12 protein-coding genes are annotated in these 14,646 nt (G+C 69.1%); 7 read left to right on the forward strand and 5 right to left on the reverse strand.

The genetic code is table 11. The features are described from left to right. The first annotated feature begins 29 nt into the window (after positions 1-29). Entirely contained in the window at positions 30-1,922 is a 1,893-nt protein-coding gene (locus tag H036_RS0110690) for a hypothetical protein (protein ID WP_017934780.1), read from the forward strand. 52 nt (positions 1,923-1,974) lie between these two features. Here H036_RS0110690 and H036_RS0110695 read toward each other — a convergent pair whose 3' ends face one another. After that, the gene (locus H036_RS0110695; RefSeq protein WP_017934781.1) at positions 1,975-2,340 is read right to left on the reverse strand and encodes a globin; all 366 of its coding nucleotides are present in this window, start codon (positions 2,338-2,340) and stop codon (positions 1,975-1,977) included. A gap of 58 nt (positions 2,341-2,398) precedes the next feature. Here H036_RS0110695 and H036_RS0110700 point away from each other — a divergent pair, with 58 nt between their 5' ends. Beyond that, complete coding sequence (locus H036_RS0110700) at positions 2,399-2,824, forward strand: OsmC family protein (RefSeq protein ID WP_017934782.1); 426 nt, start codon at positions 2,399-2,401, stop codon at positions 2,822-2,824. A 70-nt stretch (positions 2,825-2,894) separates the two neighbouring features. Here H036_RS0110700 and H036_RS22540 read toward each other — a convergent pair whose 3' ends face one another. After that, the gene (locus H036_RS22540; protein ID WP_017934783.1) at positions 2,895-3,851 is read right to left on the reverse strand and encodes a mechanosensitive ion channel family protein; all 957 of its coding nucleotides are present in this window, start codon (positions 3,849-3,851) and stop codon (positions 2,895-2,897) included. A gap of 44 nt (positions 3,852-3,895) precedes the next feature. Here H036_RS22540 and H036_RS0110710 point away from each other — a divergent pair, with 44 nt between their 5' ends. Continuing rightward, complete coding sequence (locus H036_RS0110710; RefSeq protein ID WP_017934784.1) at positions 3,896-4,180, forward strand: hypothetical protein; 285 nt, start codon at positions 3,896-3,898, stop codon at positions 4,178-4,180. 123 nt (positions 4,181-4,303) lie between these two features. Here H036_RS0110710 and H036_RS0110715 read toward each other — a convergent pair whose 3' ends face one another. Both H036_RS0110715 and pepN read right to left on the reverse strand, forming a co-directional pair. Beyond that, positions 4,304-5,035: a hypothetical protein gene (locus H036_RS0110715; RefSeq protein WP_017934785.1), complete on the reverse strand. Its 732-nt coding sequence runs from the start codon at positions 5,033-5,035 to the stop codon at positions 4,304-4,306. A gap of 179 nt (positions 5,036-5,214) precedes the next feature. Further along, on the reverse strand, positions 5,215-7,779 hold the full coding sequence (gene pepN / locus H036_RS0110720; protein WP_017934786.1) for an aminopeptidase N: 2,565 nt from the start codon (positions 7,777-7,779) through the stop codon (positions 5,215-5,217). A gap of 148 nt (positions 7,780-7,927) precedes the next feature. Between pepN and H036_RS26080 the strand changes: the two genes are divergently transcribed. The 4 genes from H036_RS26080 to metG all read left to right on the forward strand — a co-directional run bounded on the left by H036_RS26080 (position 7,928) and on the right by metG (position 12,837). Continuing rightward, positions 7,928-9,679, forward strand: coding sequence for a CHAP domain-containing protein (locus H036_RS26080; RefSeq protein ID WP_157417256.1), 1,752 nt, complete (start codon positions 7,928-7,930; stop codon positions 9,677-9,679). A gap of 57 nt (positions 9,680-9,736) precedes the next feature. After that, entirely contained in the window at positions 9,737-10,342 is a 606-nt protein-coding gene (locus H036_RS0110730; RefSeq protein ID WP_017934788.1) for a DsbA family protein, read from the forward strand. Beyond that, the gene (locus H036_RS0110735; RefSeq protein ID WP_017934789.1) at positions 10,342-10,881 is read left to right on the forward strand and encodes a maleylpyruvate isomerase family mycothiol-dependent enzyme; all 540 of its coding nucleotides are present in this window, start codon (positions 10,342-10,344) and stop codon (positions 10,879-10,881) included. The genes H036_RS0110730 and H036_RS0110735 overlap by 1 nt, the downstream gene beginning before the upstream one ends. Positions 10,882-11,016: 135 nt before the next feature. Further along, a complete protein-coding gene (metG, locus tag H036_RS0110740) occupies positions 11,017-12,837 on the forward strand; it encodes a methionine--tRNA ligase (protein ID WP_017934790.1) in 1,821 nt (606 codons plus the stop codon). Positions 12,838-12,965: 128 nt separating this feature from the next. Here metG and H036_RS0110745 read toward each other — a convergent pair whose 3' ends face one another. Beyond that, positions 12,966-14,639, reverse strand: a complete 1,674-nt coding sequence (locus H036_RS0110745) for a DUF885 domain-containing protein (protein ID WP_017934791.1) — start codon at positions 14,637-14,639, stop codon at positions 12,966-12,968. Between the last annotated feature and the right edge of the window lie 7 nt (positions 14,640-14,646).

Below are 14,646 nucleotides of genomic sequence, written 5' to 3' on the forward strand. Positions count from 1 at the left end.
CCGACGGCCCGGCGCGTCAGGCTGACCCTGTGTCATCAGCGACCCTGAACGTGCCGACCGGTTCGCCGGCTCCCGAGCAGCACGAGCCGCGCCAGAAGTGGTACCGGGTGATGTGCCTGACCGGCGTGGACTACTTCTCCAGCCTCGGTTACGCCCCCGGCATCGCCGCACTCGCCGCGGGCCTGGTCTCGCCGCTGGCGACGATCGGCCTGGTCATCCTCACCCTCGGTGGCGCGCTGCCGGTCTACCGCCGGGTCGCGCTGGAGTCGCCGCACGGCCAGGGCTCGATCGCGATGCTCGAGCGACTGCTCGGCTTCTGGAAGGGCAAGCTCTTCGTCCTGATCCTGCTCGGCTTCGCCTGCACCGACTTCGTCATCACCATGACGCTCTCGGCAGCCGACGGCGCCGCGCACCTGCGGGAGAACCCGCACGTTCCCAGCGGCATCGGGGACCACCCGATGCTGGTCACCTTCGTCTTCCTGCTCGCGCTCGGCGCTGTCTTCTTCCGGGGCTTCAAGGAGGCGATCGGGATCGCGGTGGTGCTGGTCTGCCTCTACCTCGCGCTCAACGCGGTCGTGGTGGTGGTCGGCGTGGCCGAGGTGCTCAAGGATCCGTCGGTCTTCAGCCATTGGCGGACCGGCCTGACCCAGGAGCACGGCAGCCCGCTGGCGATCGTCGGGGTCTCCCTGCTGGCCTTCCCCAAGCTCGCGCTGGGCATGTCCGGCTTCGAGACCGGCGTCGCGGTGATGCCGCAGATCCAGGGCGATCCGACCGACACGTATGACCGGCCGTTCGGCGTGGTCCGGGAGACCCGCAAGCTGCTGGCGACCGCCGCGATCATCATGAGCACGTTCCTGATCTTCAGCTCGTGGATCTGCACCCTGCTGATCCCGCAGGACGCGTTCAAGGCAGGCGGTGAGGCCAACGGCCGTGCCCTCGCCTACCTCGCGCACGAATACCTCGGCAGCGGCTTCGGATCGATCTACGACATCTCGACCATCACGATCCTGTGGTTCGCCGGCGCCTCGGCGATGGCGGGCCTGCTCAACCTGATCCCCCGCTACCTGCCCCGCTACGGCATGTCGCCGGAGTGGGCCGGCGCGACCCGGCCGCTGGTCGTGGTCATCATGGGGGTCGCCTTCCTGATCACCTGGATCTTCAACGCCAGCGTGGATGCGCAGGGCGGCGCGTACGCGACCGGCGTGCTGGTCCTGATGAGCTCGGGTGCGGTCGCGGTGACGCTCGCTGCGCGCAAGGCCGGACAGAAGAAGCGCACCATAGCCTTCGCGGTGATCGCGCTGATCTTCTGCTACACCACCATCAACAACTGCATCGAGCGTCCCGACGGACTCAAGATCGGTGCCTGCTTCATCGTCGCGATCGTGCTGGTCTCGCTGCTCTCGCGCGTGGGTCGCTCCTTCGAGTTGCGCACCACCTCGATCGAGCTCGACGCCACCGCGGAGCGATTCGTCCGCGACTGCGCGCGCCGTCGGATCCGGCTGGTCGCCAACGAGCCCGACGCGCTCGACGCCCAGGAGTACGACGACAAGATCCGCCAGGTCGTCGCCGACCACGACCTCGCCGACGAGGGCGACATCATCTTCGTCGAGGTCACCCTCACCGACCCCTCCGACTTCGAGGGCCGGCTCTCGGTGCACGGTGTGGTGGTGCACGGTCACCGCCGGGTGCTGCGGATGGAGTCCGCGACGGTGCCCAATGCGCTCGCCGCGCTGCTGATGCACACCCGCGACGTCACCGGCGTCACGCCGCACATCTACTTCGAGTGGACCGAGGGCGGGCCGGTGATCAACCTGCTGCGCTTCCTCTTCCTCGGCATCGGCGAGGTCGCCCCGACCACCCGCGAGGTGTTGCGCCGAGCCGAGCCGGACCGGTCACGGCGTCCACACGTGCACGTCGGCTGAGCGCTGCGACCGGCTCGCCGGGAAGTCCTTCTCCCGGTCCTGCGTCGAGCGCTCAGGCGTTGACCATGAAGTCCGCGGCGCGCACGACGTACGACCAGAACTCGGCGTCCTGCTCGGGAGTCAGGTCGACGGCGTCCAGGCCGTCGCGGAAGTGCTTGAGCCAGTGGTCCTTGGCCTCGTGGGTGACCGGGAAGGGCGCGTGCCGCATGCGGAGCCGAGGATGGCCGCGCTGCTCGGAGTACGTCGTCGGGCCGCCCCAGTACTGGCACAGGAAGAGGAAGAAGCGCTCCTCCGCCGGCCCGAGGTCCTCCTCGGGGTACATCGGCCGAAGCAGCTCGTCCTCGGCGACGCCGGCGTAGAAGGTGGACACGATCGCGCTGATCGTCTCGGCGCCGCCGATCTCCTCGTAGAACGTCACCTCACCATTGTGAGGGGTGAGCGTTGAGACACCAGCCTCCACCCGCAAGGATGGGGTCATGGCTACTACTCGCACTGCAACCACCGTCTGGGAGGGCACCCTCTTCGAGGGCGCCGGCAAGGTCACCCTCGACTCCTCCGGCCTCGGCACCTACGACGTGTCCTGGCCCTCGCGCGCCGAGGCCGCCAACGGCAAGACGAGCCCTGAGGAGCTCATCGCGGCCGCGCACTCCTCCTGCTTCTCGATGGCCTTCTCCAACGGTCTGGCCAAGAACGACACCCCGGCCACCTCGCTCACCACCTCGGCCGAGGTCGAGTTCACCCCCGGGACCGGTATCACCGGTATCAAGCTCACCGTCCGCGGCGTGGTTCCCGGCATCGACAACGACACCTTCGTCAAGCTCGCCCAGGAAGCCAAGGCCGGCTGCCCGGTCAGCCAGGCGCTGGCCGGCACCACGATCACGCTGGACGCCGCGCTCGCCTGATCGCCACGACGCTCGCCGAGCTTGTCGAGGCGCCTCGACAAGCTCGGCGAACGCCACGCGTCGCTCCGGCCTACTCGCCCGACGCCTCGCTCGCGCCGTCGTGGGCCGCAGGCGTGGTCGTCGGGGGAGTGGCGCCGGCGTACGGCGGGGCCGGGAAGAGCACCTTCTGGGTGAACGGCATCGCGATGCCCTCGTGGTCGAAGCGTGCCTTGATCCGCTGGCGTAGTTCGCGCGCGACCGCCCACTGCCGCATCGGCGCCGTCTTGATCAGCACCCTGACGGTGATCGCGTCGGGAGTCATGGTCTCCACGCCGGTCACCTCGGGCTCCTCGATGACGATGTCGCGGTAGTCCTCGTCCTCCCAGATGTCGTGCGCGACGGACTTCAGGACGCGCTGCACCCGGGCGAGGTCCTCGCCGTACCCGATGCTGACGTCGACCACCGCGCGAGCCCAGTTCTGGCTCATGTTGCCGACCCGCAGGATCTCTCCATTGGGTACGTACCAGACGGTGCCGCTCTGGTCGCGCAGCCGGGTGACCCGCAGCGAGACCGCCTCGATGGTGCCCGAGGCGACGCCGACATCGACCACGTCGCCCACGCCGTACTGGTCCTCGAAGATCATGAAGATGCCCGACAGGAAGTCCTTGACCAAGGACTGGGCGCCGAAGCCGAGCGCGATGCCGACGATGCCGGCACTGGCGATGATCGGGGCGATGTTCAGCCCGAGCTCGCTGAGGATCATGGTGCCGAAGATGGCGACCAGCAGGCCGCCGATGATGCTCTTGAGCAGGTCGCCCATCGTCTTCGCGCGCTGCACCCGACGGGTGTTGTGGCTGGTGGTGAAGCGGTCGGGCAGGACGCCGTCCTCAGCGTGGCGCACCAGCCGGTCGACGAGCTTGCCGAGGACCCAGCGGATCACCACCGCCAGCAGGATCAACCCGACGATGGCGACCGGCTTGCCGATCACGACGTCGGCGTTGTGGCGCCAGTCGATGGGGGAGGACCTGGACAGCAGCTGGACGAACATGGGGCCCATTCTTAACAGCCCCGATCAACCGGTACGCTGACTTCGTGACCAACTCCTTCGCCCGCCGCGCCCTGACCCTCGGTGCCGCTGTCGCCGCCGTCACCGCGGCTGTCGCCGGTCCCGCCGCCGCCGATGTTCCGACCGGCTGGAGCAACCCGTCGAACGTGAACCCGCTGCACTTCATCACCCTGATCGTGTTCATCCCGGTCGCCGCCGCACTGGTCATCTCGTTCCTGGTGCTGCTGCCCGGCGTCCTGCGTGGCGAGGGCCTGATTCCCAAGGCCCACAAGCCGAGCAACCAGCCGCCGGTCGAGCGATCGGGTCACTGATCCACTGAGCTGTGCCAGAAGGCCCCCGGGTGATCCCGGGGGCCTTCTCGCGTCTGCAGGTGCCTCGGCCTGGGTGAGCTGAGGCGCATCACCCACGCCGCAGCTCACCCAGGGTGGTGGCGGTTACTTGCTGGACTTCGCGAAGCAGACCAGGAACCGGTCGCCGGCCCTCCAGGTGGCCTCGGGAGACCACCCGACGTGCCGGGTCCTGTCCGGGCACAGCACGGCGCCGGCCTCGCGCCGCTCGGAGCGAGTCGGGTAGGCGACCGGCTTGAACTGGACCACGTGGATCGGCCGGTAAGCGTGCTTGGTCGAGCACGGGGTGCCGTAGTAGGCGCTGGTCAGACACCGCTCGGTGCTGTCGGAGCGGTGCTTGGGGATGGCCGGATGGGACAGGTGCTTCGGCATCGGCAGTAGCCGAGTGGGGGCGAAGATGACCAGATCGCACCGGAACCACTCGGCTCCTGCCTGCATCTGCGCGACCGTCGGCTGGAAGAAGAGGAAGTCGTAGACCGTGGTCGCGCGCCGGATCACGCTGCGACCGAGGGTCTGGATCTCGAGCTTGGTGCAGGCGTCGGTGCCCATGCTGGTCAGCAGGGGCTGGCTCAGGCCCGCCAGGGGCGTCTGGACCTGCGCCACCCCGAACGTGATCGAGGTGTGCGGCTTCGAGCACGGGACCGGCTTCCTCGGGTCGGCGTAGTCGCCCACGCGCTTGAGCGACATTGCATGGCACTCACCGACCTTGGGCGTCTGGACCGACGTGGTCGCCTGAGCAGACGTCGCACCGAACGCGACGAGGGATGTCGCGAGCATTGCTCCGATCGCGATGAGTGCGTGCGCAGTGCGCCTGGCCATGACGGTCCTCCCGCGAAATGTCCTGAGTGCGCGTCAGGATGGCACGGTGTGCGGCTCGATGCCGCCGAATTCAGGTTGCCGCCAGGTGGTGCCGTGTGGCGGGGCCGCCGGCCCGCGGACGCAGCAGGGGCGCGGCGCCTGATGGCACCGCGCCCCTGCTGCTGATCAGGCAGACGCTGCTACTCGGCGTCCTTGGCCTGCGCGGCGAGCGCGCGGGCCGCGGAGTCGCGGCCCTCACGGACGTAGCGCTTCGCGGCCGGCTCGGCCTTCGAGCCCGCCAGCCAGGCGTCGGCCTTCTCCAGCAGCGCCGGGGAGGCGGCGTACTTCGGGAAGAGGCCGGCCAGGGCGACCGAGGCCTTGTGCGTGCCGAGGTGCTCCCAGAGGCTGTCGGCCGCAGCGAAGTAGCGGTCGACGTACGGCGCGAGAACCTCCTCCTGCCGCGGCTCGTTGAAGGCCAGCGAGATCTCCCGCGAGGTCTCGTTCGGCGTAGCCGTGCTGGCCACGACCGCGTCCCAAGCCGCCGCCTTCGCGTCGGCGTCGGGTCGCGAGGCGCGGGCGGCGGCTGCCTTCTCCTGGCCGGAGATGGTGTTGTCCCGCTCGAGCTCGGCGGCGATCTCGGCCTCACCGAAGGCGCCGGCACGCGCCAGGCCCGCGATCAGCGACCAGCGAAGGTCCTGGTCGATCTCGAGGCCGTCGAAGGAGAGCGAGCCCTCCAGCAGCGCCTTGAGGTCGGCGATGGCCGCGTCGGTGTGCGTCGCGGCCGCGAACGAGCGGGCGAAGGTCAGCTGGTGGTCGCTACCGGGAGCGGCCTGGACGAGCAGCTCGCGCAGGCCCTGCTCCCACCGGGCGGCCAGCGCCGCGCGCTTGGCCGGAGCCGAGTACGTCGCCACCGCGAGCGCGGTGTTGGCCGGGATGCGGGTCACGCCCCAGGCGTCGGTCTCCTGACCGATGTTGGCCAGCACCAGGTCGACGTACGCGCTGACCGACATCTCGGCGTCGCGGGTCATGTCCCACGCCGCGCTCCACACCAGGGCACGGGGCAGCGAGTCGTCCAGCTTGGACAGCGAGGAGAGGGCGGTGGTCAGCGACCGCTCGTCGAGGCGGATCTTGGCGTAGGCCAGGTCCTCGTCGTTGAGCAGCAGCAGGTCGGGCTGCTGCTTGCCGACCGCGTCGGCGACGTCGGTGTGCTCGCCCTCGACATCGATCTCGAGATAGTCGGTGCGCGTCAGCGCGCCGGCCTCGGTGAAGTTGTAGAAGCCGATGCCGAGGCGGTGGCGACGCAGCGTCGGCCAGTCCGGGTGCGCGGTCTGGCGCACGGCCAGAGAGGCGTAGCTGCCGTCCTCGGCGAGGGTGAACTCCGGCGCCAGCGTGTTCACGCCAGCGGTCTGCAGCCACTCCTGGGCCCAGCTCTCCAACTCGCGACCGGATGCCTTCTCCAGCGCGGCGAGCAGGTCCTTGAACTCCGGGTTGCCGTACTCGAACTCCTTGAAGTACGCCCGCAGGCCCTCCAGGAACGGGTCCAGCCCGACCCAGGCCACCAGCTGCTTGAGCACCGAGGCGCCCTTGGCGTAGGTGATCATGTCGAAGTTGACCTCGACCGCCTGCAGGTCGTAGTTGTCGGCGGCGATCGGGTGCGTGGTGGGTAGCTGGTCCTGGGTGTAGCCGGTGATCTTGCGCGCGTTGGCGAAGCCGGTCCACGCGTCGGTGAAGTCGGTGACCTCGGCCTCGGCCCAGTAGCAGGCCCACTCGGCGAAGGACTCGTTGAGCCAGAGGTCGTCCCACCACTTCATCGTCACGAGGTCGCCGAACCACATGTGCGCCATCTCGTGCAGGATGACCGAGGTGCGGAACTCGTAGAACGAGCGCGGCTGGCGCGAGCGGGGGAGGTACTCATCGCGCAGGGTCACGCAGCCCGCGTTCTCCATCGCGCCCATGTTGTACTCGGGCACGTAGAGCTGGTCGTACTTGCCGAACGGGTAGGGATAGGCGAACTTCTCCTCGAAGAACGCGAAGCCGGCCTTGGTGGTCTCCACCAGTGCCTCACGGTCGAGGTAGGGGACCAACGACTGGCGGCAGTAGTGGCCGAGCGGGATGGTGCCGTGCTTGCCCTCGTAGACGTCCTGCACCTCGTGATACTCACCCGCGACCAGAGCCGTGATGTACGTCGACATCCTCTTGGTCGGTGCGAAGTCCCAGCGGGCCGTGCCCGGCCCGCCGCTCGTGCCCGTCGACACCGTCGTCGGCTCGGGGGAGGGGCTGTTCGAGACGACCTTCCAGTCCGCCGGGGCGGTCACGTGGAAGGTGAAGCTCGCTTTGAGGTCGGGTTGCTCGAAGGTGGTGAAGACCCGCCGCGCGTCCGGCACCTCGAACTGCGTGTAGGTGTAGACGCGATCGTCGACCGGGTCCACGAAGCGGTGCAGTCCCTCGCCGGTGTGCGAGTAGGGGCAGTCCGCCTTGACCACGAGGACGTTCTCCGCGGCCAGCCCGGGCAGGGCGATGCGGTTGTCGACGTACGCCGTGGCCGGGTCGAGCGAGGTGCCGTTGAGGGTGATCTCGTGCACCGTCGCGCCGACCAGGTCGGCGAAGGTCTCTGCGTCCGTCTCCTTGCTGGTGAAGGTGATCGTCGTCGTCGAGGCGAAGGTCTGGTCACCCGTGGTGAGGTCCAGCACGATGTCGTACGACGTGACGTCGAGCAGTCCGGCGCGGGTGCGCGCCTCGTCCCGAGTGAGGTTGGTTCCTGGCATGCGGCGATCCTCTCACCCGAGGAGTGAGATTGCCGACGAGCCCTAGGAGCACTGCCCGTGAGGCGCTGATCGATGGCCGCAAGAATTACATCTATGTAGTTATAGACCCGGCGTGTCGCGTTGACTTTTTTGTCTCTAGAGTGCTCACGTGCCTCACCAGTCACAGCAGTCACGCCGACCCCTGGCGCGCGTCGCGATCGCCGCGGGGCTGGCCTCCGTTGCCTTTGCCACGACCCTCGTGCCGACGTCCAGCGAGCCCGCCTCGGCGGCGACCGTCGGCGTGCTCTGCACCGGTTTCGGTCCGTGCACCGACGCCGGCATGAGCGCCCAGGGCTATCACGCGGTGTGGGACACCATGTTCTGGGGCATGTACGCCGGCCAGAACTGCACCAACTACGTCGCCTACCGGATGATCAAGGCCGGGATGTCCTCGGCCCGACCCGCCCAGCTCAAGGCGGGCAAGGGCAACGCGAGCTACTGGGGCGGATCGTTCGGCACGCTGACCAACAAGGTGCCGACGGTCGGGTCGGTGGCGTGGTGGAACGCCAACGTCCCCGGCGCGGGGTCGGGTGGCCACGTGGCCATCGTCGAGAAGGTCTACTCCGCCACCGACATCGTCGTCTCGGAGTCCAACTGGTCAGGCAACTTCGACTGGCGCCGGATCACCACGGCGGCGAACTGGCCCAGCGGCTTCATCCACCTGCGCGACTCGGGCACGACCACACCCACGCCTACGCCGACCCCCACGCCGACTCCGAAGCCGACTCCCACGCCGACTCCCACGCCGACTCCCACGCCGACTCCGACTCCGACCGCCACGATCCCGGTCAACACGGCGCGGCCGACGGTCAGCGGCACCGTCGCCGTCGGGAAGACGCTCGCGGCGACCCCTGGCAGCTGGTCGCGCAGCGGCCTGAGCTTCGCCTACCAGTGGTACGCGAACGGGGCGGCGGTGAGCGGCGAGACAGCGAGCACCATCGCCGTGGGCAAGAGCAAGCTCGGGGAGACGATGTCCGTTCGGGTGACGGCGACCGCCAGCACCGGCTCGGCCAGCGCGACATCCGCGACCACGGCAGCGGTGATTCCCGGCACCATCGGGGTCACCACGCCGCCGCAGATCACCGGTACGCCGCGGATCTCCTCGACACTGACCGCCGTACCGCCGAAGACGACCAACGCGCTGACCAGCAGCTCCGTGCAGTGGTACGCCGACGGCCAGGCCATCCCGGGGGCCACCGGCTGGACGCTCATCCTCGGCGCCGCCCAGGTCGCACGGCAGATCACCGTCCAGGTGCACGGCAGCAGGGCCGCCTATAACGACCTGACGGTCGCCAGCGCCGCAACCGACCCGGTGCAGGCGCCGGCGTTGCAGGTGGCCAGCCGCGGTGGCGTGAGCGGAGATCCGCACGTCGCCGGGCGACTGATCGCGAACCCCGGCGCGACCCAGCCGGCGTCGGCCCAGACCACCTATGCCTGGCTGCGCGACGGCCAGCCGATCGCCGGGGCGAGCGCCGCGACGTACACGCCGACCACCGCCGACGTCACCCACCACATCTCGGTCAGGGTCGGCCTGAACGCCAGCGGCTACTACCCGATGTCCGCCGACTACCAGGTCGCCCAGCCGATCACCATGCCGGTCAAGCTGAAGGTGCATGCCGCGGCCGGACGCCGTGCCGCGACCGCGGTGCTCAAGGTCAAGTCGTTGGGAGCCCTGATCAAGGGCGGCTTCGTCACCGCCCGGGTCGGCAAGCACCAGGTCACGGTGAAGGTCAGGGGCAAGCGACTGGTGCTGCACCTGCACGGCCTGCCGACGGGGCGCCGCACCCTGAAGATCGAGTACGGCGGCACCAAGCGCTATGCCGGCGTGACGACGACGGAGAAGGTGCGGATCAGCCGCTGACCCGGTCGCAGGAGCCCCTCGGGCATAACTGTCGGTGCGGGCTGGTTGACTGCCAATATGACGACCACTGAGGCAGAGTTCTGGTTCGACCCGATGTGTCCGTTCGCGTGGATCACCTCGCGCTGGATCCTCGAGGTCGAGAAGGTCCGCGACGTCAAGGTGACCTGGCGGATCATGAGCCTGGCCTATCTCAACCAGGACAAGGACATCCCCGATTCCTACCGTGAGCTGCTCGCGGACGCGTGGCAGCCGGTCCGCGTCTGCATGGCGGTCAACGAGAAGTTCGGCCAGGAGAAGCTGGCCGAGCTCTACACCGCGCTCGGCACCCGCCGTCACGTGGAGAAGAAGGACTTCACCCGCGAGGTGATCCAGGACGCGCTCGCCTCGGTCGACCTGCCGGTCGAGCTCGCCGATGCGATGGACGACACGTCCTACGACGAGGCGATCAAGGCCTCGCACCACCTCGGCATGGACCAGGTCGGCAATGAGGTCGGCACGCCGACGATCGCGATGAACGGCTCGGCCTTCTTCGGTCCTGTGATCGCCAAGGCGCCCAAGGGCGAGGAGGCCGGCAAGCTGTGGGACGGCTTCCAGCTGGTCACCGCCTACCCCTACGTCTACGAGCTGAAGCGCGCCAGGACGCACGACCTGGACTTCAGCTGATGCCGGTCGACCAGGTCGGCATCCTGGCGCTGCAGCGCGCGCTCACCCAGGCGGCCGACCTGCTCGACGACGTCACTGCGGCCGACCTCGACAAGTCGACGCCCTGCACGGAGTGGGACGTCCGCAGGCTGGCCAACCACCTGATCGCCGCGCCGCGGATCTTCGTGACGATGCTGCAGGGAGCGCCGCCGGGGTGGAACGGTCGGGAGGACTATGCCGTCCAGCTCGGCGAGGAGCTGCGCACCCGCGGCAACACCCTGATCAACCTGTGGCGGGAGATCGCCGGATCCGGCGAGGAGACGATGGCCGATCCCGACTGGCAGGCCGCGGAGATCGCGACCCACACCTGGGACCTGGCCACAGCGCTCGGCCGCTCCACCGACGGGCTCGACCAGTCGGTCGCCCAGCGTTCCCTGGTCGCGATGGACCGCATCCTCGGCCCGACCCGCAAGGGCCGGGCGTGGGCCGACGCTCGCTCGGCACCTGACGGCGTCGATGCCTACACCCACCTCGCCGCTTACGCCGGGCGCGAGGTCTGACCCGAGCGCGTTGGGCGCTCGACCGGGCAGATCCGTCGGGCGGGCGCCTCAGCCGACCTCTTGCAGGTGGTCCGCCGCGCTGCGAGGAGCGGCACGAATCGGGGCGGCGGGCCGACGCTCACTAGGATTCACCGCATGAGCAAGGTCGCCCCGAAGAATGTGCTGAGCGCTGTCGCCTGGCCCTACGCCAACGGCCCGCGTCACATCGGGCACGTCGCCGGGTTCGGCGTACCGTCCGATGTCTTCTCGCGCTACATGCGGATGGCCGGCCACCAGGTGCTCATGGTCTCGGGCTCGGACGAGCACGGCACGCCCATCCTGATCGCTGCCGACGAGGCCGGTCTGAGCGCGCAGGAGCTGGTCGATCAGAACCATCGGCTGATCGCCGAGGACCTGGTCGCGCTCGGCCTCTCCTACGACCTCTACACGCGGACCACGACGCGCAACCACCACGCGGTCGTGCAGGAGCTGTTCCTCGGCGTCTACGAGAACGGCTACTTCGTCGAGCAGACCTCTTTCGGCGCCATCTCGCCCTCGACCGGGCGGACGCTGCCCGACCGCTACATCGAGGGCACCTGCCCGATCTGTGGGTACGACGGGGCGCGCGGCGACCAGTGCGACAACTGCGGCAACCAGCTCGATCCCGACCAGCTGATCAACCCGAAGTCGAAGATCAACGGCGAGACCCCGGAGTTCGTGGAGACCACGCACTTCTTCCTCGACCTGCCCGCGCTCGCCGATGCGCTCGGTGAGTGGCTCGACGGACGCGAGGCGACAGGGCTGTGGCGACCCAATGTCATCCGGTTCTCGCAGAACATCCTCAAGGAGATCCGTCCGCGTGCCATGACGCGCGACATCGACTGGGGCATCGCGGTGCCGCTGGACGGCTGGCGGGAGAACCCGACCAAGAAGCTGTATGTCTGGTTCGACGCTGTCGTCGGCTACCTCTCGGCCTCGATCGAGTGGGCCCGCCGCACGGGTGACCCGGACGCGTGGCGCAGTTGGTGGAACGACCCCGAGGCGCTGAGCTACTACTTCATGGGCAAGGACAACATCACGTTCCACAGCCAGATCTGGCCGGCCGAGCTGCTCGCCTACAACGGCGAGGGCTCGCGCGGCGGCAGGCGGCGCGACCTGGCGAGCCAGGGCGACGGGCTGAACCTGCCCACCGAGGTGGTCTCCTCGGAGTACCTCACGATGGAGGGCAAGAAGTTCTCCTCCTCGCGCAAGATCGTGATCTACGTGCGCGACCTGCTGGCCCGCTACCAGGCGGATGCCTTCCGCTACTACGTCGCGGTCGCCGGTCCGGAGACCAACGACGCGGACTTCACCTGGGCCGAGTTCGTGCGGCGTACCAACGACGAGCTGGTCGCCGGCTGGGGCAACCTGGTCAACCGCACCGCCAACCTGATCGCCGCGAACTTCGGCGAGATCCCGGCCGCCGGTGAGCTCACTGCGCAGGACCAGGCGGTGCTCGACGCCGTCGAGGGGGCGTTCGACGTCGTCGGCGGCCTGATCGGAGCGCATCGTCAGAAGGCGGCCATCAGCGAGGCGATGCGCACCGTGGGCGAGGTCAACAAGTACCTGGCCGACCACGAGCCGTGGAAGCTGGTCAAGGTCGAGGAGACCCGAGCGCGGGCAGCGACCGTCCTGCACGTCGCAGCCCAGTGCGTGGCCGATCTCAACCTGATCCTCGCGCCGTTCCTGCCGTTCTCCGCCAACGCGGTGGACCAGGCGTTCGGCGGCAAGGGAGAGGTCGCACCGCTGCCGCGCATCGAGGAGGTCCACGATCTCGACGGCGGTGCCGGGTATCCGATCATCACCGGTGACTACACAGGCGCCCCGAACTGGGAGCGGCACCCCATCACGGTCGCTACGCCGATCAGCAAGCCCACCCCGGTCTTCACCAAGCTGGACCCGTCGGTGATCGAGGAGGAGCTGGACCGGCTCGGTTGAGTGATGGCTCCGACCGGCTTGAGTGATGGCTCTGACCGGGTTGAGTGATGGCTCCGGCCTCCGCTTTGGTCCAGGCGTGACGACTCGACGCTGCGAAAGTACCGACTCGACGCTGCGAAAGTCCCGACTCAACCCAATCGGGAGAGCGCCGTCTTGAGCGGATCCAGCCCGAGCGAGCCCAGGTCCAGTGCAGCGGTGTGGAAGGCCTTGAGGTCGAACGAGGCCCCCGCTCGGGCGCGGGCCTCCTCGCGGGCTTCGAGCCAGATCTTCTCCCCGACCTTGTAGGACGGGGCCTGCCCCGGCCAGCCGAGGTAGCGGTTCACCTCGTAGCGCAGCGACCCGTCGTCCATCCGCGAGTGCGCGCGCATGAACTCATAGACCTTGTCGGCATCCCACACCTCGCCGCCGCGCCAGCCGAACGGGTTCGAGGCCGGGATCGTGAGCCCGAGGTGTACGCCGATGTCGACGATCACCCGAGCCGCCCGGAAGCCCTGCATGTCGAGGAACCCCATCCGATCGCCGGGATCGGCGAAGTAGCCGAGCTCGTCCATCAGCCTCTCGGCGTAGAGCGCCCAGCCCTCGCCGTGGCCGCTGACCCAGCACAGCAGCCGCTGCCACCGGTTGAGCAGGTCGGCCCGGTAGACCGCCTGAGCGCACTGCAGGTGATGCCCGGGGACGCCCTCGTGGAACACGGTGGTCGTCTCGCGCCAGCTGGAGTAGACGCTGTGGTCGTCGGTGAAGGAGAACCACATCGTGCCGGGGCGGGAGAAGTCTTCGGTCGGCGGCGTGTACCAGGCGCCGCCGTCGTTGATCGGCGCCACCTTGCACTCGATCCGCCTGATCGGCTCCGCGATGTCGAAGTGGACGCCGTCGAAGCTCGCGATGATGTCGTCGGCGCGCGCCTGCATCCACTCGGCGAAAGCCTCCCGGCTGCCCAGGTCGCGCGCCGGATCCGCGTCCAGAGCCGCTACCGCGTCGGCCACGGATCCACCGGGCACCACCCGCTGGGCTGTCGCGGCCATGTCGTCCTCGATGCGCTTGAGCTCCTCCCAGCCCCACGCGTAGGTCTCCTCCAGGTCGACCGCCGCGCCGAGGAAGTAGCGCGAGGCCAGCTCGTAGTGCTCGCGCCCGACACCGTCTCGGTCCCGGCCACGCGGACGCAGCTCCGTCTCGACGAACCTCCCGAACTCCGCGTACGCCGCAGAAGCGCCCGCAGCAGCCCGCGCCAGCCGCTCGCGCAGCTGGTCGGGGGCGGCTGCGACGGTGTTGGCGAAGTAGTCACCGGCCTTGCCCTCCTGGCCGGTCCAGCCGCGGATCTGGGCTGCCACCTCGGCGTACTGCCGCTTGGCCGCCACCCGTCCGGCCGCGGCCTCCTCGGCGAGGGTCATCCGGTAGCCGGCGAGCGCGTCGGGCACGGCCGAGAGTCGCTCGCCGATCGCCTCCCAGTCCTCGGCGGTGTCGGTCGCCATCACGTCGAAGACCTCACGGATGGCGTGCGCCGAGCTGCTGATCACCGACATCTCGCTGCGCTCCAGGCCGGCCTCGGAGCGGGCGACCGTCAGTCCGATCCGCTCGCAGAACGCGTCCTGGGCCACCTGCTCGCGCTCGTCGGCGGCGGTCATCGCGGCGACGTCGGCGAGCGCCCGTCGGTTGAGCTCCTCGCCGGCGGCGAAGCCGTCGGGGGTGAGGTCGGGCAGCCTGCCGTCGTGGCCGGGGATGCCGACGAACGTCGCGGCGAGCGGGTCGAGCCGGGCGTAGTCCTCGACGTACTGGTCGGTGCGGGCGTCGACGCTGCGGGTCATGCCTCCG

This window comes from Nocardioides sp. Iso805N (genome assembly GCF_000364605.1).
Classification (GTDB): domain Bacteria; phylum Actinomycetota; class Actinomycetes; order Propionibacteriales; family Nocardioidaceae; genus Nocardioides.